30 protein-coding genes are annotated in these 26,939 nt (G+C 67.8%); 14 read left to right on the top strand and 16 right to left on the bottom strand.

The features are described from left to right. Positions 1-6 precede the first annotated feature (6 nt). The 4 genes from J1N50_RS15480 to pyk all read right to left on the bottom strand — a co-directional run bounded on the left by J1N50_RS15480 (position 7) and on the right by pyk (position 6,059). On the bottom strand, positions 7-888 hold the full coding sequence (locus J1N50_RS15480) for a hypothetical protein (RefSeq protein WP_215355312.1): 882 nt from the start codon (positions 886-888) through the stop codon (positions 7-9). Continuing rightward, positions 888-3,323 carry a cyclic nucleotide-binding domain-containing protein gene (locus J1N50_RS15475; protein WP_215355310.1) on the bottom strand — a complete coding sequence of 812 codons (2,436 nt, stop codon included), beginning with the start codon at positions 3,321-3,323 and terminating at the stop codon, positions 888-890. The genes J1N50_RS15480 and J1N50_RS15475 overlap by 1 nt, the downstream gene beginning before the upstream one ends. Positions 3,324-3,546: 223 nt before the next feature. Beyond that, positions 3,547-4,320 carry an arginyltransferase gene (locus J1N50_RS15470; protein WP_215355308.1) on the bottom strand — a complete coding sequence of 258 codons (774 nt, stop codon included), beginning with the start codon at positions 4,318-4,320 and terminating at the stop codon, positions 3,547-3,549. Between the two features lie 284 nt (positions 4,321-4,604). Next, positions 4,605-6,059, bottom strand: a complete 1,455-nt coding sequence (gene pyk, locus J1N50_RS15465) for a pyruvate kinase (RefSeq protein ID WP_215355306.1) — start codon at positions 6,057-6,059, stop codon at positions 4,605-4,607. 108 nt (positions 6,060-6,167) lie between these two features. Between pyk and J1N50_RS15460 the strand changes: the two genes are divergently transcribed. From J1N50_RS15460 to pal, 14 genes are all read left to right on the top strand, one after another. Next, positions 6,168-6,488: a DUF1244 domain-containing protein gene (locus tag J1N50_RS15460; RefSeq protein WP_215355304.1), complete on the top strand. Its 321-nt coding sequence runs from the start codon at positions 6,168-6,170 to the stop codon at positions 6,486-6,488. A gap of 63 nt (positions 6,489-6,551) precedes the next feature. Next, the gene (locus tag J1N50_RS15455) at positions 6,552-6,794 is read left to right on the top strand and encodes a DUF2312 domain-containing protein (RefSeq protein ID WP_215355302.1); all 243 of its coding nucleotides are present in this window, start codon (positions 6,552-6,554) and stop codon (positions 6,792-6,794) included. A gap of 123 nt (positions 6,795-6,917) precedes the next feature. Beyond that, on the top strand, positions 6,918-7,235 hold the full coding sequence (locus J1N50_RS15450; RefSeq protein ID WP_215355299.1) for a YbjQ family protein: 318 nt from the start codon (positions 6,918-6,920) through the stop codon (positions 7,233-7,235). Positions 7,236-7,290: 55 nt separating this feature from the next. Then, entirely contained in the window at positions 7,291-8,037 is a 747-nt protein-coding gene (locus tag J1N50_RS15445; protein ID WP_058457344.1) for a YebC/PmpR family DNA-binding transcriptional regulator, read from the top strand. A 208-nt stretch (positions 8,038-8,245) separates the two neighbouring features. Then, the gene (gene ruvC, locus J1N50_RS15440) at positions 8,246-8,719 is read left to right on the top strand and encodes a crossover junction endodeoxyribonuclease RuvC (protein ID WP_215355297.1); all 474 of its coding nucleotides are present in this window, start codon (positions 8,246-8,248) and stop codon (positions 8,717-8,719) included. 126 nt (positions 8,720-8,845) lie between these two features. Then, complete coding sequence (gene ruvA / locus J1N50_RS15435) at positions 8,846-9,445, top strand: Holliday junction branch migration protein RuvA (protein ID WP_215355295.1); 600 nt, start codon at positions 8,846-8,848, stop codon at positions 9,443-9,445. Next, on the top strand, positions 9,442-9,852 hold the full coding sequence (locus J1N50_RS15430; RefSeq protein WP_215355293.1) for a GFA family protein: 411 nt from the start codon (positions 9,442-9,444) through the stop codon (positions 9,850-9,852). Before ruvA ends, J1N50_RS15430 begins: the two co-directional genes overlap by 4 nt. 453 nt (positions 9,853-10,305) lie before the next feature. Further along, positions 10,306-11,328 (top strand): Holliday junction branch migration DNA helicase RuvB, encoded by a 1,023-nt coding sequence (gene ruvB, locus J1N50_RS15425; RefSeq protein ID WP_215355291.1) that lies wholly within the window; start codon positions 10,306-10,308, stop codon positions 11,326-11,328. A gap of 102 nt (positions 11,329-11,430) precedes the next feature. Beyond that, the gene (locus J1N50_RS15420) at positions 11,431-11,910 is read left to right on the top strand and encodes a YbgC/FadM family acyl-CoA thioesterase (protein ID WP_215355289.1); all 480 of its coding nucleotides are present in this window, start codon (positions 11,431-11,433) and stop codon (positions 11,908-11,910) included. Then, positions 11,904-12,602, top strand: a complete 699-nt coding sequence (gene tolQ, locus J1N50_RS15415) for a protein TolQ (protein WP_215355287.1) — start codon at positions 11,904-11,906, stop codon at positions 12,600-12,602. The genes J1N50_RS15420 and tolQ overlap by 7 nt, the downstream gene beginning before the upstream one ends. Continuing rightward, a complete protein-coding gene (gene tolR / locus J1N50_RS15410) occupies positions 12,602-13,102 on the top strand; it encodes a protein TolR (protein WP_215355284.1) in 501 nt (166 codons plus the stop codon). The genes tolQ and tolR overlap by 1 nt, the downstream gene beginning before the upstream one ends. Before the next feature lie 9 nt (positions 13,103-13,111). Continuing rightward, positions 13,112-13,945 carry a hypothetical protein gene (locus J1N50_RS15405; RefSeq protein WP_215355282.1) on the top strand — a complete coding sequence of 278 codons (834 nt, stop codon included), beginning with the start codon at positions 13,112-13,114 and terminating at the stop codon, positions 13,943-13,945. Then, positions 13,945-15,318, top strand: coding sequence for a Tol-Pal system beta propeller repeat protein TolB (gene tolB, locus J1N50_RS15400; protein ID WP_215355281.1), 1,374 nt, complete (start codon positions 13,945-13,947; stop codon positions 15,316-15,318). Before J1N50_RS15405 ends, tolB begins: the two co-directional genes overlap by 1 nt. Before the next feature lie 94 nt (positions 15,319-15,412). Continuing rightward, on the top strand, positions 15,413-15,931 hold the full coding sequence (gene pal, locus J1N50_RS15395) for a peptidoglycan-associated lipoprotein Pal (protein ID WP_215355278.1): 519 nt from the start codon (positions 15,413-15,415) through the stop codon (positions 15,929-15,931). On the opposite strand, the gene J1N50_RS15390 is transcribed toward pal, so the two are convergent. From J1N50_RS15390 to gspD, 12 genes are read right to left on the bottom strand one after another with little or no spacing between them, the layout of a single operon-like run. Then, positions 15,918-16,688, bottom strand: coding sequence for a prepilin peptidase (locus J1N50_RS15390; protein ID WP_215355276.1), 771 nt, complete (start codon positions 16,686-16,688; stop codon positions 15,918-15,920). The genes pal and J1N50_RS15390 overlap by 14 nt on opposite strands. Before the next feature lies 1 nt (position 16,689). Beyond that, positions 16,690-17,406, bottom strand: coding sequence for a type II secretion system protein N (gene gspN, locus J1N50_RS15385; protein WP_215355274.1), 717 nt, complete (start codon positions 17,404-17,406; stop codon positions 16,690-16,692). Then, positions 17,403-17,873 carry a type II secretion system protein GspM gene (gene gspM, locus J1N50_RS15380; RefSeq protein WP_246553603.1) on the bottom strand — a complete coding sequence of 157 codons (471 nt, stop codon included), beginning with the start codon at positions 17,871-17,873 and terminating at the stop codon, positions 17,403-17,405. The genes gspN and gspM overlap by 4 nt, the downstream gene beginning before the upstream one ends. Before the next feature lie 8 nt (positions 17,874-17,881). Beyond that, positions 17,882-19,027 (bottom strand): type II secretion system protein GspL, encoded by a 1,146-nt coding sequence (gspL, locus tag J1N50_RS15375; RefSeq protein ID WP_215355269.1) that lies wholly within the window; start codon positions 19,025-19,027, stop codon positions 17,882-17,884. Between the two features lies 1 nt (position 19,028). Further along, entirely contained in the window at positions 19,029-20,036 is a 1,008-nt protein-coding gene (gspK, locus tag J1N50_RS15370) for a type II secretion system minor pseudopilin GspK (RefSeq protein WP_215355267.1), read from the bottom strand. Beyond that, positions 20,033-20,647, bottom strand: coding sequence for a type II secretion system minor pseudopilin GspJ (gene gspJ, locus J1N50_RS15365; protein ID WP_215355265.1), 615 nt, complete (start codon positions 20,645-20,647; stop codon positions 20,033-20,035). The genes gspK and gspJ overlap by 4 nt, the downstream gene beginning before the upstream one ends. Beyond that, positions 20,644-21,021, bottom strand: a complete 378-nt coding sequence (gene gspI, locus J1N50_RS15360; protein WP_343227897.1) for a type II secretion system minor pseudopilin GspI — start codon at positions 21,019-21,021, stop codon at positions 20,644-20,646. Before gspI ends, gspJ begins: the two co-directional genes overlap by 4 nt. Next, positions 21,011-21,553: a type II secretion system minor pseudopilin GspH gene (gene gspH / locus J1N50_RS15355; protein WP_246553601.1), complete on the bottom strand. Its 543-nt coding sequence runs from the start codon at positions 21,551-21,553 to the stop codon at positions 21,011-21,013. The genes gspI and gspH overlap by 11 nt, the downstream gene beginning before the upstream one ends. After that, positions 21,528-22,007: a type II secretion system major pseudopilin GspG gene (gene gspG, locus J1N50_RS15350; protein ID WP_281414847.1), complete on the bottom strand. Its 480-nt coding sequence runs from the start codon at positions 22,005-22,007 to the stop codon at positions 21,528-21,530. The genes gspH and gspG overlap by 26 nt, the downstream gene beginning before the upstream one ends. A 12-nt stretch (positions 22,008-22,019) precedes the next feature. Beyond that, entirely contained in the window at positions 22,020-23,237 is a 1,218-nt protein-coding gene (gene gspF, locus J1N50_RS15345) for a type II secretion system inner membrane protein GspF (protein WP_215355263.1), read from the bottom strand. Continuing rightward, positions 23,230-24,723: a type II secretion system ATPase GspE gene (gspE, locus tag J1N50_RS15340; protein ID WP_215355260.1), complete on the bottom strand. Its 1,494-nt coding sequence runs from the start codon at positions 24,721-24,723 to the stop codon at positions 23,230-23,232. Before gspE ends, gspF begins: the two co-directional genes overlap by 8 nt. Continuing rightward, positions 24,720-26,933 carry a type II secretion system secretin GspD gene (gene gspD / locus J1N50_RS15335; protein WP_215355258.1) on the bottom strand — a complete coding sequence of 738 codons (2,214 nt, stop codon included), beginning with the start codon at positions 26,931-26,933 and terminating at the stop codon, positions 24,720-24,722. The genes gspE and gspD overlap by 4 nt, the downstream gene beginning before the upstream one ends. Positions 26,934-26,939: the final 6 nt, after the last annotated feature.

Genomic DNA, 26,939 nt, shown 5'->3' with positions numbered 1-26,939 from the left:
CCCGCCTCACCAGTAGAAGAAGACGCTGACGATGTGCGCCGACAGCGCCGCGATCAGCGCGAAGGTCAGCGGCACATGCACGTAGAGCCAGATTTCGAGCAGCGCGCGGATGCGGAGATGCTGGCGCAGCCGCGCGAGCGCGACCTCCTTTTGCGAGAGCAGCCCGACCACCTTCTCGCGCGCGCCGGCATCGCTGCTCCGCGACGCCCCGAGCGCCCGCAGCGCCGCGGCGGTCGCGCAATCGGGATAGCGGCCCGACAGCCGCGCCATGATGCCGCCCGCGAAGGGATCCTCGTCGAGCGCGGCGAGCACCGGGGCGGTATCCTGCGGCGTCAGCGGCTGTGCGGCGGCGTGAAGCTGGCGGTCGAAGGCGCGGATCGCCTCGAGCATCTGCATCTGCGTCATCTCGTCGCGGTTGTTCGACAGCGCGGCGGGCAAGGTCGAATAGACGACGACGCCATAGAGCCCCGACAGGATGACGAGCATCATCAGCACCCACGCCAGCGTGTGGACATTCCAGCCGAGCTGGAAGCCGGTGTGCCACGTCCCGATAACGATCAGGCTGAGCCCGAGATAGACATGCGCCGAGGTCCAGGCCTTCAAAGACCAGTGATCGCTGGTCATCTTGCGCTTGCGATAGCCGAGCGCGGTCAGCCACAGGATCAGCCCCGCGCCGATCGTCCCGAGCGTATAGCCGTACCAGCTCCCGCCATTGGGCCGCGGCGTGACGTCGATCAGCGCATAGGAGACGATGATGAGCAGGCAGAGCCCGCCCGAAATCTTCGCCCAGCGGAAATTGGCATAGCGCAGGAACCCCTCGTGCCGCCGCTCGCGGACACGCTCGGTCTGGGTCGCCTTGCTGCGGCGGCGCTGGAAAAGCGACGCCATCAGCCTGCATCCTCCTGCAGGCGCGCGATCGACAGGAATTCCTCGGGCGAGACACGGATCGCGGCGCCGGTCGGGCAAGCGCGCACGCAGGCCGGGCCGCCCGCAATCCCCTTGCACATGTCGCATTTGACCGCGATCTTCTTGGGCTTCTCGTCACCCAATTGCTTCTTCGTCCATTTGGGCGACGGCTCGCCCGGGCCGGGGCCGAAGCCGGTGAGCAGCCAGCGCAGCAGGCCGGGCTTCGGCGGCGGCGCCGCCTCCATGCGGATCACGCCATAGGGGCAGTTGCGCATGCAATTGCCGCAGCCGATGCAGCCCGGCTCCATGAACACCTCGCCGTCCGGCCCGCGATGGATGACGTTCGGCGGGCAGTCGGCCATGCAGTGCGGATGTTCGCAGTGGCGGCAGCTCGTCGGCACATGCAGGTGCGCGAAGGTCTTGCCCGCCTCGCGATCCAGCCGCGACAGGCCTTCGTGGCTGTCGGCGCACGCCTTTTCGCAATTGTCGCAGCCGACGCAAAGATTTTCGTCGATCAGCAGCGCGTCGGTCGCCTCGCCCAGCCCCTCCTTCATGATGAAGCTCGCGGTGTCCGAATAGAGATCGACCGCGCTCGAATAGGTCGCCTTGCGCGATTCGATGAAATTGTTCATCTGCGCGCGTTCGGCGACCGCCGCCTCGGTCGCCTCGCGCACCTGCGGCCGCGCCGCGAGCATCCTGCGGAAGCTCTCGCCGGTCAGTTTGATCAGTTCGGCGCCGACCGCGGCCTTGACCGTTGCATTTCGGGGCTGTCCGCTGAGCACGCCCATCTCGCCGAAGAAGCTTCCGGCGGGAAGGTAGCGCAGGAAGATCGGCTTGCCGCCGATATCCTTCTCGACCACCATCGAGCCCGAGCGGATGACATAGACATCGTCGCCCTGCTCGCCCTCGGTCAGCACCACCTTGCCCGCGGGCACGCGCTCGACCTCGGCGGCGTCGACGACCGGCGCCAGATCCTCGACCGTCAGCCCGCCCTTGAAGATCTGCAGAAGCTGGCGCTCGAGCGAGATGCGGTTGATCACGCGCTTCGCACCGGGCACCGCCGCCATCAGCTTGAGCGCCGCCGTGCGCGACACCTCGACAAAGATGCTGTCGGCGCCGGCGCGGATCGTCGCGCCGCGCTTGCGGCCCGAAATCAGGCCGACCTCGCCGAAAATCGATCCCTGTTCGATCGGCACGGTGATACCGGGACCGACCTCGACCTCGGCATGGCCGTCGGCGATCGCGAACAGCGACGATCCGGGCTCGCCCTTTTCGAACACGACGTCGCCCTTGCGATAATATGCCACTTTGGAATCGAGCATGAATTCGCGCATCTGCAGCGGCGACACGTCGGCGAAGATGCGGACCCGCTCGCGCAGATAGTCGAGCCATTCGCTGACCGACTTCTTCTGCGGCAGGTTCGCGAAGATCGCCGCCAGATCCTTTTCGTCGGCGGGGGTCAGGTTCTTGTTGCCGTTGATGAACTCGACGACGTCATAGCCCTGGTTCATGCAATGCTTGATCAGCGGATAGCCCGCGAGCGCGCCGATGACGAAGATGCCGGGCACGGTCGATTCGAAGGTCGGCGACAGCTTCGGAAAGGCTTCGCGGTCGGGGCCGGTAAATTCGATCCCCATCGACTCGACAAAGCCGCGCGGCGCGACCGATCCCAGCCGCGCCACGATGACATCGCACGGGATCTTCTCGTCGCCGGTCGGGGTTTCGAGCGTCAGCCAGCCGGGTTCGACCAGCTTCGGCTGAGTCTCGGTGCGGATCGAGATCAAGCCGTTCTCGCCCGCCTCCATCATGTCCGAGACATTCTTCGCCTTGGCGCGCGCGAAATCCTTTGAGCGGTTGAGGATGGTGACGGTGTTTTCCAGCGCTTCCTCGGCAACGCCCAGCGCATTCTCGATCCCCGCGTCGCCCGATCCGACGACGGTGATATGCTTGTCCTTGAAATCCTCGGGATCGTCGACCTGATAGATGATGTGCGGCAGGTCGGCCCCCTCGCAGCGCATCCGGTTGGGATTGCCCTGTGTCCCGATCGCCAGCACGATCGTCTCGGCATGATAGACGTCGCCCTTGGCGGTCTTGATCTCGAACGCCCCCTTCTGCCCGGTCACCGCGGTGACTTCGGCATGTTTGACGACATTCACCTTGTTGTTGACTGCATCCTCGTCCCAATTGCCGAGAATATATTCGCGCGCGCCCTCCGCGAAGCGGCAGTCGGAACGGAGGTCGAGGCGTTCGGGCGTCGCGAGGACGCGCTTGCCCTTCTGATATTTGAAGATGGTGTCGGAGAGGTGATCGGTCTTTTCGAGGAGGACATGGCTGAGCCCGAGCTGGCCCGCGCGCGACGCGGCGCTGAGACCCGCGGGGCCCGATCCGATGATCGCGACCTTGACGGGCTCGGTCATGCGCGCGCGCCCTCGCCGCCCCTGCGGCTGGTCCCGGCCCTGATGCAGACGAACGCGCGAACGGGCATCCTGATCCCCCTAATCGCCCACCCCTGGACGACCACCAAACTGGATGCGACCCGGACTATGTCCTGGACGAAGAGCTATGCCCTTGAAAGCGGGAAAAGGTCAACCGGCGAGGGACAGTTTTCCTCTGCTGCGAGACGTTCGCAATAGCGCGAATTTACGCGATTTCGAACATCGCGGCGATGCGGTCCGACGTCGCCGGCTCGAAACGCGACCAGCCGTCGGGGCCGAGCTTTTCGAGCGGGCGGAAACGCGCCTTGTACGCCATGCGCGACGACCCCTCGATCCAGTAGCCGAGATAGACATAGGGCAGCCCCGCCTTCGCCGCGCGCAGGACATGGTCGGCGATGATATATGTGCCGAGCCCTTCGCGCATCGGATGCATGGAATCGAAGAAGCTGTAGATCATCGACAGCCCGTCGCCCTGCCGGTCGGTCAGACAGCAACCGACGAGGCGGCCGCGGCTGCCGTCGGTGGTCGGCTCGCGATATTCGATCATATAGCTGTCGACCGGGGTCTGCTCGACCATGTCGGCGAAATCCTGCTCGTCCATGTCGGCCATGCCGCCATTGGGGTGGCGCGAGCCGAGATAGGCGCGGAGCAGCACATATTGCTCCTCGGTCGCCCACGGCTTGCACGCGGTGGCGACGAGATCGCGATTGCGGCGGATCGTCCGCTTCTGCGAGTTGCTGGGGACGAACTCGCTCGCGCACACGCGCACCGAAACGCACGCCGAACAATCGGCGCAGCTCGGACGATAGGCGACCGACTGGCTGCGGCGAAAGCCGATGCGGCCGAGCGCATCGTTGAGCTCGCTCGCATTGTTTCCGCTGAGTTCGGTGAAAACCTTCCGCTCGGTCTTGCCCTCAAGATAGGGGCACGGCGCGGGACTCGTGACGAAAAAGCGTGGGAAACGGAACGGTGCGGACACGCGGATTGGACCTCCCAGCTGATGATGCGGATCCCCCCGATGCGGGTCCGATGCACGACATGCAGCGAATATGCCGCGCCCGGTCAATGGTGCAAAGTCTATTTACCATTTTTGTTCGTGCCGAACTGAATCAGTCCCGGAATTTTCTGAATCGCGCGGTAACTTTTGTGCCGGACTGAATCAAAAAGGCACAGGGGACGGTCACCCGCATCGCCGGTCCGGACCATGTTTCGCAAATCGTCACCCCGCCGAAGGCGGGACGGCGGGATGAAGCGAGCCCCCGGTCAGCTATATCCGCGCAGTTCCTCGCCGGTCAGCGTCGCCACGTGCAGCACGTTGGTCGACCCCGGCGTACCGAAGGGAACGCCCGCCATCATCACCAGCTTCGACCCCGCCGACGCGACGCCATGGCGCAGCGCCATGCGCTTGCCCTTGGCGATCATCTCCTCGAAGCTGCCGATATCCTTCGTCGGCACCGCATGGGCGCCCCACAGCAGCCCCATGCGCCGCGCCGCCTCCTTCTTCGGGGTCAGGACGAGCAAGGGCGCGCCCGGGCGCTCGCGCGCAACGCGGCGCGCGGTCGATCCCGAAAAGGTGAAGCAGATGATCGCATCGGCGCCCACCGTCGCGCTGATGTCGCCCGCCGCCTCGGCGAGCGCGTCGGCGGTCGTCGCGTCGGGCTGCGTCTCGGTGAAATGCAGGCGGCGGAAATAGTCGGGATCGCCTTCGACCGAACGCGCGATCGAATCCATCATCGTGACGGCTTCGACCGGCCAGGCGCCCGCCGCGGTCTCGGCCGACAGCATGATCGCATCGGCGCCGTCATAGATGGCGGTCGCGACGTCGGACACTTCGGCGCGCGTCGGCGTCGGCGAGACGATCATCGACTCCAGCATCTGCGTGGCGACGACCACGGGCTTGCCCATCCGCCGCGCGGTTGCGACAATGCGCTTCTGCAGCGGCGGCACCGCCTCGGGCGGCAGTTCGACGCCCAGGTCGCCGCGCGCGACCATCGCCGCATCGGCGATCTCCAATATCTCGTCCATGCGCTGAACGCCCGACGGCTTTTCGAACTTGACGAGCAGCGCCGCCTTGCCGCCGATCAGCCGCCGCGCCTCGGCGACGTCTTCAGGGCGCTGGACAAAGGACAGCGCGATCCAGTCGACATGCTGTTCGAGCGCGAAGGCCAAGTCCTTGCGGTCCTTTTCGGTCAGCGCGGCCAGCGGCACGACGACGTCGGGGACGTTGACGCCCTTGCGGTCGGAGATCTTGCCGCCGACCTCGACGATCGTCTCGATGCAATCCTTCGTCACGCGCTTCACGCGCAGCACCAGCTTGCCGTCGTCGATCAGGAGGCGCGTGTCGGGCTCGAGCGCCGCGAACAGCTCGGGATGCGGCAGGTGGACCCGGTTCGCGTCGCCCGGCGCCTTGTCGGTGTCGAGCGCGAACGGCTGGCCCTTCACCAGCTCGGCGGGACCGTCCCTGAACGTCCCGACGCGCAGCTTCGGCCCCTGCAGGTCGACGAGGATCGTCGTCGGGCGGCCGGTTTCCTTCTCCAGCGCGCGGATCGCGGCGATGACCTGTGCGTGGCCCTCATGGTCGCCATGGCTCATGTTCACCCGGAAGGCGTCGGCCCCGGCGCGATGCAGCGCCGCGATCATTTCGGGATTCGCGCTGGCGGGGCCAAGGGTCGCCAGGATGCGCACCTTGCGCTGGCGGGGGGTGAAACTCTGGGCCACAAATGCTCCGATGACGTGGGGGAATTCAGACCGCTTGCCTAGTCGCGTTGCCCCGGCCAAGGCAAGCCGCGTATAGCTATTCATCCGCCGACCAGAAGGAAAGCCGCCATGTCCTGCAGCGACGATACGCCCGCCCCGACCGACGCTCTCGATACGCTCGACGACGCCGTCGCCGCCGCGGCCTTTCGCCGTCTCGTCCGCCTGCTCCAGCACCGCAGCGACGCGGCGAACATCGACCTGATGGGGCTTGCCGGCTTCTGCCGCAACTGCCTCGGCGACTGGATCGCCGAAGCCGGCGGCATCGACATGGAAGCCGGCCGCGCGATCGTCCACGGTATGCCGACCGCCGAATGGAAAGCGCGCTTTCATGTCGCCGCGACCCCCCAACAGCTCAAGCGGATGGAAGAAAGCATGGCCAAGAATCCCTGACCCCGCTAATCGGGCGCCCCGGGCGATTCTCGCCCCCGACCATCCAATCCACCGGAGTCCAAAATGAGCGAAGCCACCCCGTCCGACGAACAACTGCGCCTTTTCATCGAGCGCATCGAGCGGCTGGAAGAAGAGAAAAAGGGCATCGCCGACGATATCCGCGACGTCTATCTGGAATCGAAGTCGCAGGGCTATGATCCCAAGATCATGCGCCAGATCGTCCGCCTGCGCAAAATGCCCGTCCACGACCGCAGGGAAATGGAAGCGATCCTCGACGTTTACAAATCGGCGCTCGGCATCGTCTGAGTTTCGACCTCCCGTTCCGTTCGTCCCGAGCTTGTCGAAGGACCCTTCTTGTTTGTAGACGTGGAAACCGGGGACTGGGCTTCCACGAAGCCCGGCCCGAACGGAATAGAGGGAGCCAGCACCATGTTCAGCACAACGACCAATACCGTCGAAGGCCATCCGGTCCGCGAATATCTGGGCATCGTCACCGGCGAAGTGATCGTCGGCGCCAATCTGTTCCGCGACCTCTTCGCCAGCATCACCGACATCGTCGGCGGCCGATCGGGCAAATATGAGGACGTCCTCGCCCGCGCGCGCAAGGAAGCCATCGCCGAGATGGAAAGCGAAGCCGCGCGCCTCGGCGGCAATGCGGTGGTCGGCGTCGACCTCGACTATGAAGTGCTCGGCCAGAATGGTTCGATGCTGATGGTCAGCGCGTCGGGAACCGCTGTGGTTGTCTGATCGGCGTCGGCACGCTAGGGCGGCGCCACATTTCCCGTTTCGATGGAGGTAGGCCGTGGCCGGCCATAGTAAATTCAAGAACATCATGCACCGCAAGGGCGCGCAGGACAAAAAGCGCAGCGCCCTTTTTTCGAAGCTTGCGCGTGAAATCACCGTCGCGGCGAAGATGGGTCTGCCCGATCCCGATGCGAACGCACGCCTGCGCGCCGCGGTGAACGCGGCGAAGGCGCAGTCGATGCCGAAAGACAATATCCAGCGCGCGATCGACAAGGCGTCGGGCGGCGAGGGCGAGAATTACGAGGAAATCCGCTACGAGGGCTATGGCCCCGGCGGCGTCTCGCTGATCGTCGAGGCGCTGACCGACAACCGCAACCGCACCGCGACCAACGTCCGCACCGCCTTCAGCAAAAATGGCGGCAACCTCGGCACCTCGGGCAGCGTCAGCCACGGCTTCGACCGCCTCGGCCTGATCAACTATCCCGCCAAGGCGGGCGACGCCGACACGGTGTTCGAAGCCGCGCTCGACGCGGGCGCCGACGACGTCGAATCGTCCGACGAAGGCCACGACATCTGGACCAGCGTCGACAGCCTGCACGAAGTCGCCAAGGCGCTCGAAGCCAAGCTCGGCGAAGCCGAGGGCGTGAAGCTCGCCTGGCGCCCGACGCTGAAGAGCGAAGTGGCCGACGAGAGCATCGCACAGACGCTGTTCAAGCTGATCGACACGCTCGACGACGACGACGACGTCCAGACCGTGTGGGGCAATTACGAAATCCCCGACGCGGTGATGGAGAAGCTGGGTTGATGAATTTCCTCCCTGTGGCGAAGCCATGGGGAGGGGGAGTGCGTGGTTGGATTGCCCCCGGCAATCCAAGCCCAGTCCGGGGGACTGGGCGACCGAGCACTCTCGCGAAGCGAGTGGTGGAGGGGCGGCGACGTTCGCGCCAAAGCCCCTCCGTCAGCGCTTCGCGCTGCCACCTCCCCATGCCTATGGCACAGGGAGGATTGAAAATATGATCATCCTCGGTCTCGACCCCTCGCTCAGCTGCACCGGCTGGGGCGTCATCCGCGTCGAGGGCAGCCGGATCAGCCACATCGCCAACGGCCAGATCAAGACCGACGCCAAGGCGCCCCTGCCCGACCGGCTCGCGCATCTCGACACGGTACTCGCCGCGGTGATCGCCGATCATGCGCCAGAATGCGCGGCGGTCGAGGAAGTGTTCGTCAACGACAATCCGCAATCGACGCTGAAGCTCGCGCACGCCCGCGGCGTCGCGCTGCTCGCCTGCGCACGCGGCGGCTTGCCGGTGGGCGAATATGCGCCGCGTCTGGTCAAGAAGGCGATCGTCGGCACCGGCGGCGCCGCGAAGGAGCAGGTGCAGGCGATGCTGCGCGTGTTGCTGCCGGGCGCAAAGGTCGCGGGCGCCGATGCCGCCGATGCTCTGGCGGTGGCGATCTGCCATGCGAACCACCGGCCGCGCGTCTAGACATTCGTCACCCCGGACTTGATCCGGGGTCCATACCCAGCGCCGCGATGGATGCCGGATCAAGTCCGGCATGACGAAGACGGGAAATTGATTCCCTTTTCGTTCTCCCCGCGCTAGCACGGACGCATGATCGCAAAACTGACGGGACGGCTCGATTCAAGCGGCGCAGGCCATGCGGTGATCGACGTCGGCGGCGTCGGTTATCTGGTCGAGGCCTCGGCGCGCACGCTCGACGCGCTCGGCCCGGTCGGCGGCGATGTCACCATCCACACCGAAATGCTGGTCGGCGAGGATTTCCTGCGCCTGCTCGGCTTTGCCAAGGCCGAGGAACGCGACTGGTTCCGCCTGCTCACCAGCGTGCAGGGCGTCGGCGCGAAGGTCGCGCTCGCGATCCTGTCGGCGCTTGAGATCGGCGACCTGCAACGCGCGCTCGCCAGCGGCGACAGCGCGATGATCGCGCGGGCGAACGGCGTCGGCCCGAAACTGGCGCAGCGGATCGCGCATGAACTGAAGGACAAGGCGGGGGCGCTGGGCGGCATCGCCGGTTCGAGTCCGGCCAGGGGCACCACCTCCGGCCCACTCGGCGACGCCGTCGCCGCGCTGACCGGCCTCGGCTTCAAGCCCGGCGAAGCGAGCGTCGCGGTTGCGGCGGCGAGCGAAGAGCTAGGCGTCGGTGCGAGCTTGGACGCGCTGGTGCGCACGGCGCTCAAAAAGGCGGCCAAGTGACCGATCCCACCCGCCACGCCTCCTGCCGCTGCGGCCGGATCCGCATCGCCTGCACCGGCGAGCCGATCCGCGTGTCGGTGTGCCATTGCCGCGATTGCAAGGCGCGGAGCGGCGGCGCCTTTGCCGCGCAGGTGCGCTTTCCCGCCGAACAGGTCCGCGTCGAGGGCGAGGCGAACGCGAAGATGTGGCAATATACCGGCGCCAGCGGCCACACCGCTGACTTCTTCTTCTGCGCCACCTGCGGCTCGGGCGTCTGGTACCGGGCGCGGCCCCATCATGACGCCTATGCGATCCCGCTCGGCAATTTCGAGCCCGGCCACGGCTTCGTCCCCGACTATTCGGTCTATGAAGAGCGCATGGAGCCTTGGGTTTCGATCGCGGGCGATGGAATCGAGCATTATGAGTGAGCAGCCAACTCGATCAGGTCGACCGCCCTATTATGTTTGGCTTTCAATGCGCCTGCTCGGGCTATTGGGCATTCTGATGATATTGGGGTGGTTCCTGCATGCAATGTCGGTCTTGATGGATGCCGTCGCCGGGATCGACGGCGAGCTTTTGCCGGTCTGGATTTTTGTCGTGGGCGGGGTGATCGCTGGGGGACGGTGGCGGCCGGACGCAGATGCTTCGCCATTTTGCGAAAGCCTGGGTTTGCGCCTAGCATCAAAGGGCTGTCCCGAATGCGGCCAATCGGTCTTTGACAGCATGCCCCCAAGGGGCTTCGAATTGGAGGCCGCCCGGCATTCCTTCTGGCCAAACCGAATTTGTTGTGGCTGTGGCAGCGATACGTCGAAATATCGCGTGCCACGCCATGGATGCTGAAACAAGTTCAGCATGACGAAGTTTAGGGGTATCGCGGCACCGTGACCGACCTCACTACCCCCCTGCGCACCCCCGAGGATGCCGACGCCGCGCTGCGGCCGAAGTCGCTCGCCGAATTCGTCGGCCAGGCGGCGGCGCGCGAGAATTTGCGGGTCTTCATCGAGGCGGCAAAGGCGCGGTCGGACGCGCTCGACCATGTGCTCTTCTATGGGCCGCCGGGGCTCGGCAAGACGACGCTGGCGCAGATCGTCGCCAAGGAGCTCGGCGTCGGTTTCCGTTCGACCTCCGGCCCGGTGATCGCCAAGGCGGGCGACCTTGCCGCGCTGCTCACCAACCTCGAAGACGGCGACGTCCTGTTCATCGACGAAATCCACCGCCTGTCGCCCGCGGTCGAGGAAATCCTCTATCCCGCGATGGAGGACCGCGCGCTCGACATCATGATCGGCGAAGGGCCGTCGGCGCGCAGCGTCCGGATCGACCTCCCCAAATTCACGCTCGTCGGCGCGACGACGCGGCAAGGCCTGCTGACGACGCCGCTGCGCGACCGCTTCGGCATTCCGGTGCGGCTCAATTTCTACACGCATGGCGAGCTCGAACAGGTCATTTCGCGCGCCGCGCGCCTGCTCGCGCTGCCGATCGCGCCCGACGGCGCGCTGGAGATCGCGAAGCGCTCGCGCGGGACGCCGCGCATCGCCGGCCGCCTGCTCCGGCGTGTCCGCGATTTTGCGACCGTCGCGGGGCACGCGATCGTCGATGCGAAGGCGGCCGATGCGGCGCTCAACCGGCTGGAGGTCGACGCGCTGGGTCTCGACGCGATGGACAGGCGCTACCTGACGATGATCGCCGACATCTATCGCGGCGGACCCGTCGGCGTCGAAACCCTTGCCGCCGGGCTCAGCGAGCCGCGCGACACGATCGAGGATGTGATCGAGCCCTATCTGCTGCAGGCCGGGCTGATCGCCCGCACCGCGCGCGGCCGGATGCTCAACGCCAGCGCGTGGAAGCACCTCGGGCTCAATCCGCCCCAAGGCACACAGGACGGGCTATTCGACGAGGGAAAATAGCGCCGATTCCTGCGCCTTTCATTCCACCAACCGGCTTTTGGGTGCGACGAACCGTTGAAGAGGGGTTCCCGCCGACTCGCCCACCCGCTATCGGTCTTGACCATGGTCAGCGGCCCTCCCCCCTTCGTCCCCGGCGTCTTCGTCGGGGCGGCGCATTTTTACCGGTTGCGCGTCTATTTCGAAGACACCGATCTCAGCGGCATCGTCTATCACGCCAATTATCTGCGCTATATGGAGCGCGCCCGCTCGGACATGCTGCGCCTCGCGGGCATCGACCAGCGCGCCGCGATGGAAGCGGGCGAAGGCGCCTGGGCGGTTACCGACCTTGCCATCAAATATCTGAGGCCCGCGAAGCTCGACGACGACCTGACCGTCGTCAGCACCGTCGAGGCGGTGCGCGGCGCGAGCGTCATCATCGCGCAGCGCATCCTTCGCGGTCAGGATGAGTTAACGCCGGAAGTGCTGACAGGCGGACGTGTTACCGCGGCCTTTCTGTCGCCCGAAGGCCGGCCGCGCCGTCAGCCCGCGGGCTGGGCCGAACGCTTTACCGCGATCATGAATGGAGAGACGAACCCTTGCTAGACAATATCAAGCTGGCCGCCGACGCGGCGACGCTGTCCCCCGTCGCGCTGTTCATCCAGGCCGACATCGTCGTGAAGGCGGTGATGATCGGGCTGTTGCTCGCCTCCATCTATGTCTGGGCGGTGATCTTCACCCACGGCCGCAGCGTCGGCAAGCTGATGCGCGCGTCGGAACAGTTCGAGCGCGATTTCTGGCGCGCCGAGAATATCGACGCCTTTTTCGACAAGAATGGCGGCGAGGAGCTGCCGAGCGCGAAGGTGCTGGGCGCCGGGATCAGCGAATGGCGCCGCTCGACCAAGGGCAAGGTGATCGATCGCGACGGAACGCGCGAGCGGCTGGGCGTCGCGATGAATTCGGCGGTCGCGGGCGAGGTCGACCGCCTGGCCGAAAAGATCGGCACGCTCGCGACCATCGGCGCGGTCGCACCCTTCGTCGGCCTGTTCGGCACCGTCTGGGGCATCATGCGCAGCTTCACCGCGATCGCGGCGGAGAATAACAGCAGCCTCGCGGTCGTCGCGCCGGGCATTGCCGAGGCGCTGTTCGCGACCGCGATCGGCCTGTTCGCGGCGATCCCGGCGGTCATCGCCTACAACGCCTTCTCGCAGCGGCTGAACCGCCTCGAATCGCGCCTCGGCCGCTTCGCCGACGGGCTGCACGCGACCTTTAGCCGCGAGCTGGAGGCGGACGCCTGATGGCGATGTCCGGCCCTTCCGGCGGTCCGGGCGGACGGCGGCGCGGGCGCGGCGGACGCCGCGCGCCGATGGCCGACATCAACGTCACTCCGCTCGTCGACGTCATGCTGGTGCTGCTGATCATCTTCATGATCACCGCGCCCCTGCTCGCCTCCGCCGTTCCGATCGACCTGCCCGAAAGCCGCGCAAAGCCGGTCGAGACCGAGGAGCAGGAACCGGTCCAACTGTCGATCAATGGCGACGACACGATCTACATCGGCGACCAGGTCGTGCCCGAGGCCGAGCTTCCCGCGCGCCTCGATGCGATCGCGCGCGCGAATGAGGGCAGGGACAAGCCGCGCCAGATCATGCTGCGCGCCGACAAGACCCTCGACTACGGCCGCGTGATGCGGATCATGGGCGAACTCAACCGCGCCGGGCTGACGCGCATCGCGCTCGTTACCACGGGATCGGAGGATGCGCCGGCGGCGGTCACCGCCGGTTCAGATAGCGGCCAATAGGGTTACGTCATGGTTGCGGACACGGCGCCAGGGGCAAATCAGCGGATCGGCATCGCGGTGGCGGTGCTGCTGCATGTCGTCGTGATCGGTCTGCTCTCGGTGCAGTGGACGCGCGGCGACCGGCGTTTCGACAATCCGCCGATGGAGGTCGATCTGGTCGCCGAGACCGCGCCGCAATCGACCGCACCGGTGATCAGCGAGGAGGCTCCGGCCACCCGCCTGGGCGAAGATGACGCGACCGACATCGCCGCGCCCGAACCCGTCCCCGCTCCCCCGGTCCCCGAACCGATCGTCCGTCCGACCCCGGCGCCCGCGCCCAGGCTGGTGCAGCGCCCGACCCCGGCGCCCGCGAAGACGCAACCTCCCGCGCAGAAGGCGCAGCCCAAACCCGCGCCCAAGGCCGCACCGCCGCCCACGAAAACTCCGACGCGCCCGACCGGCCGCCTCGACGGCATCGCCGAAGGGCTGAGCAGGGCGCCGAGCAAATCGACGCAAACCAGGGGTGCGCCCGCGGCCGCCACCGCGGCCGAGGTGAAGCGATCGATCGACGTCGCGATCGACGGCAAGATCCTGCCCTTCTGGCGCCGCAACGTGCCTTCGGGCGTCGATATCGACCAGCTCCGCGTCGTGCTGCGCATCCAGCTCAGCCGCGACGGACGGATCACGAACATCGCCCAGGTCGGCGAACTCACCGGCAAGACCGACAGCAACGCGCCGCAGCAGAAATTGTTCGTCGAGCGCGCCGAGCGGTCGATCCGGCAGGCCTCGCCGTTCGATCTGCCCGACGAATATTATGATCAGTGGAAGGTCTGGGACGTGACCTTCCGAGCGAAAGGAATGTGATGAAACGCTCGCTGGCCACCCGGCTCACCCTTGTCGCCACCGCGATGGGCGCGTTCGCAGCGCTTCCCGCGGCGGCCCAGACGCCGCCCGCGACCACCGGCGACACGCCGCGCACCGCCGAGGTCGTCGCCGAAGTCTCGACCGAGCGCACCGTCATCGCGGTCCCCGCCTTTGCGACCCCCGCCGTCGTCAATGTCGCGGGCCTCAGCACCGGCACCCTTGGCCGCCAGATCGCCGACGTCATCGCCGCCGACCTTGAACGCAGCGGGCTCTATGCGCCGCTTGGCCCCGGCAGCGTCCGCGCGATCACGATGGGCGAAGTGCGCGCGCCGCAGTTCGCCGACTGGCAGGCGCGCAATGCCGACAATGTCGTTCATGGCTTCGTCCAGGCGAGCGGAACCGGCGGACTCGTCGTCGGCTGCTATCTCTACGACACCGCGCTCGGGACCGAGCTGGTGCGCCAGGGTTACGAGATCCAGCCCGGCGACTGGCGCCGCGCCGCGCACAAATGCGCCGACGCCATCTATTCGCGCCTGTCGGGGGAATCGCCCTTCTTCGACAGCCGCGTCGCCTATATCGCCGAGAGTGGACCCAAGGGGAACCGCATCAAACGCCTCGCGATCATGGATTCGGACGGCGGCAACCACCGCTTCATCACCAATGGCCAGGCGCTGGCGATCAGCCCGCGTTTCTCGCCCGATTACAAGAAGATCGTCTACGTCTCCTATCTGAACAACCGCGTTCGCGTGTTCATCTACGACATCAACGCGGGAACGCAGAAGCTCGTCACCGAAAGCAGCAACGCGACCTTCGCGCCGCGCTGGTCGCCCGACGGGCGGCAGATCCTCTATTCGATGGCAGTCGGCGGCAACACCGACATCTATCGCGTCTCGGCCGACGGCGGCACCCCGGTTCGGCTGACGAGCACGCCGGGTATCGACGTCGGCGGCAGCTTTTCGCCCGACGGCAGGAAAATCGTGTTCGAAAGCGACCGCTCGGGCAGCCAGCAAATCTATACGATGAATATCGACGGTTCGAACCAGCAGCGGATCAGCTTCGGCGGCGGGCGCTATGCGACCCCCGAATGGTCGCCGCGCGGCGACCTGATCGCCTTCACCAAGATGGGCGGCGGCGAGTTCCGCGTCGGCGTCATGACGCCGACGGGCGGCGGCGAACGGCTGTTGACCAACAGCTGGCAGGACGAGGCGCCGACCTGGTCGCCGAACGGCCGCGTCATCCAGTTCTTCCGCACTTCGCCGGGCCGCGAGGGCAAATCGACGCTTTGGCAGGTCGACCTGACCGGCGTGAACCTGCGCCGCCTGCCCACTCCGCAGGACGGATCGGACCCGAGCTGGGGCCCGATCCTGCCTTGACCGAGCGGCGGAACCAGAGGAAACCCGCGGGGTTCAACTTGAGTTCATCCCCGATCCGCACGACTGAAGACCGAGCAACAAGAGGACAGAACCCATGACGATACGCAAAACCACCGCGATGATCGCCGCGATCACCATGTTGACTGTCGGGGCTTGCGCGAAAAAAGCACCCGATACGCTTCCGCCCGCGCCCGATGGCAGCGGCACCGACGCGGGTGCCGGAACCGGCACCGGCGTCGTTCCGGGATCGCAGGAAGACTTCCTCGCCAGCGTCGGCGCCATGGGCGACCGCATCTTCTTCGATCTCGACCAGTATAATGTCGATGCGCAGGATCAGGCGACGCTGCAAAGCCAGGCGCAGTGGCTCGCCCGCAACCCCGCGGTGCGCGTGACGCTCGAGGGTCATGCCGACGAACGCGGCACTCGCGACTATAATATCGCGCTCGGCGAACGCCGCGCCAATGCCGCGAAAAACTATCTCGCCTCGATCGGCGTCGATCCGTCGCGCATCGACGTCATCAGCTATGGCAAGGAACGCCCAGCGGCGCTCGGCTCGACCGAGGAAGCCTGGGCGCAGAACCGCCGCGCGGTGACCGTCGTCATCGGGCGATAAGGACAGGCCACAGCGGCACCGCGACCCACGCCGCGGTGCACGCGAAAAGACCGAAGGGGATCGGCTGCTCACCAAGCGGCCGGTCCCCTTTTCTCTTGCCGAGGACCGCAAAAACAATCCCTCCGAGGCTCGCCAGCAGCAGCATGAGCGGCAACGCCTGCCAGCCGAGCCAAGCGCCGATCGCGGCGACAAGCTTCGGATCGCCGCCGCCCATCCCGTCCTTCAGGCGCAGCTTGCGATAGAGAGCTGCAATCGCCGCGAGCGTCAGCCCGCACACGACGGCTCCGATCCAACGGTCGACGAGCGTGGTCTGCAGCAACGGTCCCGCGACGAGCAGCCCGGCAACGCCAAGCAGCGCGCTCAGGCCGTCGGGAAGCCAGAAATGCCGCGCGTCGAGCAAAGCCAATGGCAAGAGCAGCCAGCCGAACAGCGCCCAGAGCCATCCCGCCGTGCCGGGCATGATCGCCAGCGCCGCGACACCGAGCAACGCCGATCCCAGCTCGACGCGCCCGTGAAAGCGATCGATGGCCCCGCCGCATTCGCGGCATCGCCCGCGCGATGCGATCGCCGACAGCAGCGGCACGAGATCGAGCGCACCTAGCTGGCGCCCGCAGCCGTCGCATTGCGACCGCCCGAGGACGGACCGGCCTGCCGGCCAGCGCAACACCAGCGTCGCGATGAAGCTGCCGAGGACAAGCCCGATCAGCCCTGCCAGAACAACGCCCGCGCCGATGGGCAAGGCGTCGAGGATGGTCACGTCAGAAGCGGCCCGAAGTCGCCAGCACGAACCCGTTCGCTCCGGCCTTGAAGCCGAGCACCGCCAGCGCGGCCGCCATCGCCGGGTCGCGGTCGACGGTGATCGCGAATTCGGCGCGATAGGCGCCCTTGCCGTCGAAGGCGAGCGTCAGCCGCTCCATCCCCGACTGGCTCGCCAGCGCCGCCTGCGCCCGCCCGCCTGCGCAGCGAAGCGGCCCCGACAGCCCTTGCGACAGGTCGAGCCCGGCGATCGGCGCGGCGACCGACAGCTGGATGCGTCCCGCCGCCTCGGCGCATGTCCCGGCATCGTCGAAACGCACCGTCGCACCCTCGAAGCGGATCGTGTCGGCGGGGATCAGGCCCAGGCCCCCCGCAAGCGGGGTGGTGCCGTTGACGTCCGACATGCCGCGCGGGTCGCTGCCATGAAGACGCCCCGACAGCGCGCCGAGCCGGTCGTCGGCGCGTTCGAAGGTCAGTTCGGTGCTGCCGCCCAAGAGGGCGATCGGCGACAGGCTCGCGCGCACCGTGCCGAGCGGCAGCGCGCCAAGCCGCGCGTCGATCAGCGCGCCCGACCAGATCGATCCGCGAATTTCGCGCGCCGACACCCCCGCGTCGGCGGCGCCGGCCAGCGACAGCGCGAGCCGCATCGGAAAGGTCGCGGCGATCAGCAGCAGCGCAAACAGCGCGGCCGCGATCGCCCAGCGTCGCCGTGCGCTCATTGCCCGCCCTTTCTGAGTTCGGCGGTCATCCCGACCGTGCCGTCCGCGGCCGGCGTGATCGTCAGTTGGTCGACGACGAAACCCTGCGCTTCCAGGCCGGCGAGCCAGTCGGTCAGCACCGGCGCCTTCGCCGTCGCGATCGCGATCGTCACCTGCCGCTGCCCCCGCGCCTCGTTGCGGTCGAGCGTCAGACCGATCTCTGCCGCCGACTGCGCGAGATACTGGTCGATCGCCACCGCATCGACCGCCGCCGCGACCGACTTCGCCGGGCGCCGGGAAAGCAGCCCGATCTTGGCCGCGACGCGCCCCTCGCGCTCGATCGCGGCGCGATGGCGGCTTTCGAGGTCGAGGAACGCCGCGACCGCCGGACGCCCGAGCGCCCAGCCGAGCACCGCGACCGCCAGCAGGTCCGCGACGCCGACCAGCCAGCGTTCGCGTGTCGACAGCCCGCCCCACCAGTTTTTCATCGCTTCCATCATGGTACCGCCCGGATCGTCACATTGGCCATCTGCTGGCCGTCGGTGCCCGCCATCGGCTGCGCGGTAATGCGATAGCCGCGCGCCTGCAGCGCCAGCAGCACCGTGTTGATGTCTTCGACGCGCGGCGCTGCAAGCGTTGTCGACAGCGTGCCGTCGGTGCGGTGCGACAGCGTCTTCAGCGCCACCCCCGGCGTATCGCGCATCGCGTCGTAGAGCGCCGATGCGGGTACCGAGAAAGCGAGCGGTCCGCCGCCCGCCGCGGCGAGGCGCCGGTCGAGTTCGGCCTCGGCCGCGCCGGCATCCCGGGCTTCGATGCCGGCCTTTTGTGCAAGATCGACAACCGCTTCGTCGGCGCGGCCGGTATCGCTCGTCAACCGCACCGCATGGACGATCGGGATGAGCAGGCTCACCGCGACGAGCGCGATCGCCAGCCGCTTGCCGGTCCGCACCAGCGCGGGATCGAGCGACCAGCTCCGCTTCGGCTTCCACGCGCCGGTCAGCAGGTCGATCGGCGGCGTGGCAAGCGACAGCAGCAGCGCCTCGCGCATCGGCTCGGCCGCCAGCGGCGCAATCACCCGCTCGCCCGCGATCAGCGGATCGAGCGCGGGATCGGACAGGAAGGCGCGGTCGGCGGTGCGCACGATCGCCTCGCCGCCGACATCGGCGGTCCACAGCGCATCGGGCTCGGGCGGCGGGACGGTCGCGGCCGACGGAACGATCGCTGCCGCCGACAGCCCCCGTGCCGCGAGCCAGTCGCGCCAGGCCGCCATCGCCGCATGGGTGGTCACCGCCACCGGAATCGCCTGCCCGTCCCCCGTCGGCTGTCCGGCAACGACGTGGAGCGCCGCCGCGTCGCCCAGACTGCCGCGCAGCGCATCGATCCGCGCCGCGGCAGCGGCCTGCGCGGGCGCGGCGTCGGGATAATGATACCAGCGAACCGGAATATCGGCGGCAGGGGCCAGCGCGACCAGCCGGTCCTCGGCGTCGCCGTCCGCCGGCCTCTCCCACGCGTCGACCCAGCCGTCGTCCTGCCCCGAATCGACGATGACGCCGTCATCGACGCGCAGCCATGCGGGGCGGAAGGCATCCTCGCCCGACAACGCCGCCTGCGGGGGCAGCCAGAGAACAAGCGTGCGGCTCACCTCAGTCGGTCTCGCCCCAGTCGCGGCGGACGATGGTCGGCGCGGCCTGGCCGGCGCTGGCCGCCCCGCCGTTCGCGTCGATGAGCGATCTTGCCGTCAAAACCCCGTCCCCTATTGTCACATTCGTCGTCAGCGCGAGCCAGCGGCTGTTCACCCCGGCCTGTTCGGCGACATCCTGCGGCGGTTCGCGGCCCGCAAAGGCCCGCCCCTCCCAGAATCGCACGCTGCTGCCATAGCCGCCCGCAGGCCGGGCCGCCAGCGCTGCCCGCGCGTCGGCGACGCTGATCTGGCCGGGCAGCAGCATCGCGATCAGCGGCGCCTGTTCGGGGGTCAGCGTGTTGACGTTGAGCTTCACTGCATCGGTCACCGGCAGCACGCAGACCCAGGGTTTGAGCTGCGCATAGATTTTCGGCGTCACCCCGCGCACCGCGCGCAATTCGCTGACGTCGGCCATCTTGCGGTTCGCCGCGAGATAGCCCGTCTGCATCCCGCGATAGACATTGTCCTCGGCGCCGAGCGGCCCTTCGTTGCTGTCGCTGTCGATCCAGTCCGCCGCCGCGCCCGCGATCTGCTGCGCCTGCCCGTCACCGATCCCGATCAGTTTCATCAATTCGGCGAATTGGCGCACCGATCCCGACCGCTGGCTCAGCCTTCCCGGCGCGGTCTCGGCGGCAAGGCTGTTGAGGTTGAAGCAATTGTTCGCGTCGGTCAGCCGCGCGCGCCCCTGCCCGCCCGGCAGCGGCAAGGTGAAATCGCGCCCGAGCCACCCCCCGTCGAGCGTCAGCCGCGTCGGATCGCGCGACACGAGGCTGGAAACCCGGCGCAGCGCAATCTGCTCGGCGGCGAAGGCATAGGCGCGCCCCTGATCGACCGTCGATGTGCTGCCTGCGATCCGCGTCGCGAGCGTCAGGCGGTCGAGCGCGGTCGCGGCGATCACCGCCATCACCGCGACGAGCAGCAACACCGTGAGCAGCGCCGCGCCGCGTTCGCCTTTCGGATGGCCGGTCATGCCGGGGGCGCTCCCGCAGCAACGGGCGGCGTCGGCAGCGTCGGCCCGGTCAGGAACAGCATCGTCAGCGGCGCGCGGCCGGTCCGCGTCAGCCGCACCTCGACCGCGCGCGGCAGGCGGTCGCCGGGATCGCTGCTCCAGCTTTCGCTCCAGTTCCCCTGCCCATCGCGATAGCGCACCGCAGCCGCGGTGACGTCGCCGATCAGCCGGTCGCCGTCCGACAGCGCGGTGCCGTCGAGCATCGGCTGGGTCGCGCGGCGCCATTCGCCGCCGGTCAGCGCATAGCCGACGCGCTCGACGCTCGGGCGCGGGCTGCCGTCCAGCGATCCGGCGCCCGCGTGGACGAAGGCAAAGCCAGTAGGCGACCCGACAAAGGCCGGGACGGGCTCGCCCGCCTGCCCGCGCGTCGGCCGCTGCAACGCCTGCGCAAGGTCGTTCGCCATCACCGCGCGCACGCGGTTGATCCCGCTCATGCCCTGAAGCCGCGCCTGCACGGCATCCTGCGTGTCGACGCTGCTGCGCAGCAGGCCGACCCCCATCGCCGCGATCACCGCGAAGATCGACAAGGCGACGAGCATTTCGACGAGGGTGAAGCCGCGTTCGCCCTTCATCGCGACGGCCTGATGATCGTCAGCGTCGCTTGCCCGCGCCCGCTTTCGGGCCGGACGATCAGGTCGATGCGCAGCAGGCTGTCGTCGGCGGTCTTCGCGACGCGCTGTTCGATGCGCCAGTTGCGCCCCGCATTGGCGACGCTGCCCACGCTCGCACCGATCGTCGGCGGCGACGGGTCGGTCCACAGCTCGACCGCCCGGTTCTGCGCCACGATGCCCGCCATCGTGCTTTCGTCGAGATCGCCGGCGGTGCGCACCGCATAGGCATCGAGCCGAACGAGCGTCAGCGCGGCGATGCTGATGATGCTGAGCGCCACCAGCATTTCCAGCAGGGTGAAGCCTCGTTGGTCGGCCGACGGACGGCTATTCGCCACGACTGACGTCCCCCGTCGCGGAAACGCGGACGATCTCGCGCGCGTCGCCGCCCGACAGCACGACCGCCTGCGGCGTCGGGCTGGTGCCGACGCGGTCGAACAGGATGCGCGCCGCGCCCTGCCCGTCGCCCGCGACGAAGCGGACGTCGGACGGCCAGCTCCGCTGTTCGAACGCGCGACCGGGCAGCGGCTGCCACGCCCCCTCGACCCGCCGCTCGAAGCCATAGCCCGAGGGCGCGAGATTGACCGACACGCTGCGCCCCTCGATCACCGCGACGTCGCGCGCGGCGGCAAGGCGCGCGGCGAGCCGGTCGGCCTCGCTGCGCACATTGCGCTCTTCGCCGGGAATGGTCAGCACGACCGCGGTCGCTGCGAGCGCCATGATCGCCAGCACGACCATCAGTTCGACGAGCGTGAAGCCGCGTTCGCTTGCCGGCGAACGCGCCCCCGCGGGGGGTGTCCGCAGGCGCGTGACTGCGGACACGGCCCGGTCGACCATCGGCGTCCTATTCTTCGCTGCGAATATCCGCATTTTCGTCGGTCCCGCCGGGCGCGCCGTCGGCGCCCATCGACCAAACGTCGAACGCCTTTCCGTTCGCGCCGGGCGCCTGATAATTATAGGGGCGGCCCCAGGGATCCTGCGGCAGCTTCTTGATGTAACCGCCGCGACGATAGCGCTCGGGCTGCGCGAGCGCCGGCGGCGCGGCGACGAGCGCGTTCAGCCCGTCGGTCGATGCCGGATAGGTCAGATTGTCGAGACGATATTGTTCGAGCGCGCTTTCCAGCGTGGCGATATCGGCCTTCGCCTTGGTGACCATCGCCTTGTCCTGACTGGGCAGGACATTGATCAGCACCACCGTCGCGAGCAGGCCGATGATGAAGATGACGACCATCAGCTCGGTCAGGGTAAAGCCGCGCTCGTCCTTCTTGCGCCGACGGCTGTCGGGACGCGCGGGATCGATCATGAGGCGAAGGAAAAGCTGCATCAGCGACATGTATTATAGCCCTGCAAGGTTCTGCAACTGGAGGATCGGAAGCAGGATGGCGAGGATGATGAGTGCGACGCACGACCCCATAACGACAATTATGACAGGTTCGAGAAGGGCCATGGACGCGGCGGTGAAACGGTCGAACTCGCGTTCGAGATAGTCGGCGGCGCGCTCGAGCATCTGCTCGAGCCGCCCGGCGCTTTCGCCGCTCGCGGTCATATAGACGAGCAAGGGCGGAAAGACTCCGGCGTCGCGGAGCGCGGCCGACAGACTGCCGCCCGCGCGCACCTGGTCGACGATGCTGGCGGTGGCGCCGGCGAGCGCGGCGTTGCGGATCGTCGGGACGGTGAGCCGCAAGCCCTCGACCAGCGGCAGGCGGCTCGACACCATCGTCGACAGCGTGCGCGCAAAGCGTGCGGCGTAAAGGTCGCGCAGCAGGCGCCCGAAAAGCGGCAGGCGTAGCAACCGGGCATCGACGGCCGCCTTGAACGCCGGGCGGCGCATCGCGCTGACCCAGCCGAAGGTGGCGGCGGCGATCAGCAATGCGATCAGCCACCACCAGTTCGCGGCGAAGCTCGAGATCGCGATCACGGCGCGGGTCAGAAAGGGCAGCTGCTGACCGACGTCGTTGAACTGTTCGACGACGCGCGGCACGACGAAGATCATCAGCGCGGCGACGACGCCGATCGCAACCACCGCGAGCACGACCGGATAGGCGAGCGCGGCTATCAACTTGCCGCGCACCTCGGCCTGACGTTCGAGCAGGTCGGCAAGCCGCGCGAGGATCGTCGTCAGGCTGCCCGTCGTCTCCCCCGCCGCGACCATCGCACGATAGAGCGGTGGAAAGCTGCCCGGCTGGCGCGCCATCGCGTCGGCAAGACGGCGCCCTTCGAGCAGGCCGGCATGGACATCGCCGATCACCGCACGCGCGCTTTCGGCCTCGCTCTGCCGCGTCAGCGTGCGCAGCGCCTCTTCGAGCGGCGCGACCTCGACAAGCGTGGCGAGCTGACGCGTGAACAGCGCGAGCTCCTTGGAAGAAAGCTTGCCCCGGCGAAAGGCGAGCAGCGAGCGGCCGGTCGCGGGCTTCGTCCCCGCCTCCTCGACCGCGACGATATGGAGCTTGCGGCGGACCAGATCGGCGCGGGCGGCATCGTCGTTCGCGGCGGTCAGCCGCCCCTTGCGCTCGCGACCGTGGCTGTCGATCGCCACATAGCGATAATCAGGCATCGATATCCTCGCGCCGCGCGATGCGGATCGCCTCCTCGGGCGTGGTCAGCCCCTTGGCGACCATCGCGCGTGCCGCCGACGCCAGCGTCGGCGCTTTCAGGAAAGCGTGCTTCGCGATCATCGATTCATCGCCGCCGGCATAGATATAGCGGCGCACGGTCTCGTCGACCTTGATCGCCTCGAACACCCCGATCCGCCCCTTGAAGCCGGTGTGGCCGCACTGGTCGCAGCCCTTCGGGCGCCAGATCACGGTGCCGATGTCGAGCCCGAGCATCGCCGCGACGCTGTTGTCGGCCTGCACCGGCTCGCGGCAATGGTCGCACAGCTTGCGGACAAGCCGCTGCGCCAGCACCGCGCGCAGGGTCGAGGCGAGCAGGAAGGGCTCGACCTTCAGGTCTTTCAGGCGCGTGATCGCTCCGACCGCATCGTTGGTGTGGACCGTCGAGAGCACAAGATGCCCCGTGAGCGACGCCTGCACCGCGATATCGGCGGTCTCGCGGTCGCGGATTTCGCCGACCATCACGACGTCGGGATCCTGGCGCAGGATCGCGCGCAGCCCCGCGGCGAAATCGAGCCCGACCTTCGCATTCACCTGCGTCTGGCCGATGCCGTCGACGGCATATTCGACCGGATCCTCGACCGTCAGGATGTTGCGCTGGCCGTCATTGAGCTGCTTCAGCGCCGCATAGAGCGTCGTCGTCTTGCCCGAACCCGTCGGGCCGGTGACGAGGATGATCCCGTTGGGTTCGGCCAGCGCCTCGCGCAAGATCCGGTCCGCCTCCCCCGACAGGCCAAGAACGTCGAAGTCGATCCCGGCCGTGTCCTTGTCGAGGATACGCATCACGACGCGCTCGCCCGCCCGGCTCGGCAGGGTCGAGACGCGGACGTCGACCGCCTTGCCCGCCAAGGTCAGCGCGATGCGTCCGTCCTGCGGCACGCGGCGCTCGGCGATGTCGAGGCGCGCCATCACCTTGATGCGGCTGACGACGACGGGGGCGACGTGCGGCGGCATCCGCAGATGCTCGCGCAGCACGCCGTCGGTGCGCATCCGCACGACGAGCCCGCTTTCATAGGGTTCGATGTGGATGTCGCTGACGCCCTGTCGCACCGCTTCGGCGATGATCGCGTTGATCAGCCGGATCGCCGGGGCGTCGTCGGCGCTGTCGAGCAGATCCTCGGCGCTCGGAATGCCGAGTTCGAGGTCGCTGCCATCGAGCGTCCCCGCCATCGCCGCTGCGGAGGCGTCGACCGCATAATGGTCCGAAAGCAGCCGGTCGAAATCCGCCGCGTTCGCGGTCGCAACGCGGATCGGCTGCGCGAGGAAGCGTTTCACCTCGATCAGCACCGCGGGGTCGCTGCCTTCGCGCAGCGTGGCGAGCCAGCGCCCGCCCTCTTCCTGCGCGATCACGACGCCATGGCTTCGCGCGAAGCCATAGGGAATATCAACCGGCGCCGGGGGAGGCGCCGCCGGTTCGATGTCGGTCACGGATAGTCTCCGGCGGGGGGCGCGGGCGCCTGCGAAATCGAGGGCGGCACGTCGGTGGTCGAAACGCTCCCGTCGGGGCCGCGCAGTTCCTGCAGGTTGACGGGACCGACGGTGACATCGGCGGGGGTCGCCGCGCTCGGAACCGGCGGCACCGTGCCCATATAGTCGCGCACCAGCGTGTCGATAGCGGGCTCCTCGCCCGGATTCCGCTGGAGCTGGAAGTCGCGGATATAGCCGTAGCGGCGCGCGGTCAGCGCGGCATTGTCCTCGCGATTGCGCAGCACCGTCGGGCGGATGAACACCATCAGGTTCGTCTTCGACCGGCTCCGGCTGCGCGATTTGAACAGTTCGCCGAGCAGCGGGATGTCGCTCAAAAGCGGGATGCGCTCGATCGTCTTGCGCTCGTCGTCGTTGAGCAGGCCGCCGATCGCCAGGATCTCGCCGTCGTCGACGGTCAGCACGGTTTCGAACGAGCGCTTGTTGAGGATCAGGTCGCTGTTGCGCGACGAGACCGGTCCCGCCACGCTCGACACTTCCTGCCGCAGGAACAGCTTGACCTCGCCCGCGCCATTGACCTGCGGCGTGACCTCCAGCTTGATCCCGACCTCTTCGCGCTGCACGGTGCGGAAGGCATTGTCGAAATTGTCGCTCAGCGCCTCGCCGGTCGTGATCGGCACTTCCTGCCCGACCAGGAATTTGGCGGCCTGGTTGTCGAGCGTGACGATATGCGGGGTCGCGAGCAGGTTCGACGTCGTGTCGGACTTTACCGCATTGATGATCGCGCCGAAGATCGTGTTCTTGCCGATATCGCCCGCGAACCCCGCGAAGCCGCCGGTCGCCGAAAGCAGCGAAGCCGCGGCGGCTTCCTGCAGGCTGCTGCCGAGCGCGCTCGACGTCTGGGTGACGACCGTGGTGCCGTCGACCGTCGTCTTGTCCTCGGTGAGCTTGGTCGCGGCATAGGCGCCGCCGAGGGTGAAGATGTTCGGCTGCGCATTGCTGTAATTGGTCGCGACGAACGGGATATTCTTGCCGCCGAGCAGGAACTGGACGCCGAGGCGCTTCGCGGCGTCGTCGCCGATCTCGACGACGATCGCCTCGACCAGCACCTGCTCGCGGCGGCTGTCGAGCTGGCGGATCAGCTCGCCGAGCATCCGCTGCACCTCGCTGTTCGCCGCGACGATGATCGCGTTGGCGCCCTCATAGCGCGTTACGATCGCAGGGCCGCGCGTCGCGATGCTGCCGCCCGAGCCGCTCACCAAGGTCGGCGTGGAGCCGGTGGGCGTAGCGGTCGGCGCGGGCGTGCTGCCGCCGGTCGAGGACGATGACGACGAGGAGGCCGGAGGCAAGCCGGCCTTCTGCGCGGGGTCGCTGCCGCCGCCGACGAGCTGTTGCAGGGTCGGCAGCAGCGTCTCGGCATTGGCATGTTCGAGCCAATAGACGCGCAGTTCGGTGCCGCCCGCCGCCTTCGCGTCGAGGTCGTGCGCCATCGAGACGAAGCGCGCGACGAGCGCCTGGTCGCCGCGCAGCGCGATCGCGTTGCTGCTGTCGACCGGCACGATCGCGATCGGCGCCTTCGCCCCCTCGCCCGCCGCGGGGACGAGCGCGGCGAGCGCCGCGGCGATCTCGCGCGCGCCGGCGTTTTTCAGCGTCACGATCTGACTGGTCGAGCTGTCGCGGTCGATACTCGCCGCGAGCGCGCGGATGCGGCGGATATTGTCGGCGAAATCGGCGACGACCAGGCTGTTCGCGTTGCGGTTCGCGGTCAGCGATCCCTGCGCGCTGACCAGCGGGCGCAGCGTCTCGACCGCCGCGACTGCATCGATATGCTTGAGGCGGATGATCTCGGTCACGAACTGGTTCTGCGCCGCGCCGCCGCTGCCGATGCGGCCCGGCTGCGCCGCAGCGCCATCGATCGGCTGGATACGATAAGCGCCGTTCGGCCCCGGCACCGCGACAAGGCCGTTCGAGCGCAGGGTCGAGAGGAAAATCTCGAAATATTCGCTGCGCGACAGCGGCCGGTCGGTGACGACCGACACCTTGCCATTGACGCGGCCGTCGATCACGAACGTGCGCCCGGTGATCCGCGCCGCGTCCTGGATGAAGGCGCGGATGTCGGCGTCGCGCACGTTCAACGTATATTGCGCGAGCGCGGGGGCCGGCGTCGCGGAAACCAGCGCTGCGGCAAGCATAAGGGATAATTTGAGGCGCATGATATC

Origin of the sequence: Sphingopyxis soli (assembly GCF_018682675.1) — a bacterium.
Taxonomy (GTDB): Bacteria; Pseudomonadota; Alphaproteobacteria; order Sphingomonadales; family Sphingomonadaceae; genus Sphingopyxis; species Sphingopyxis soli.
The sequence above is the reverse complement of the archived record's forward strand: the minus strand, read 5'-3'. Positions and strand labels throughout refer to the sequence as shown.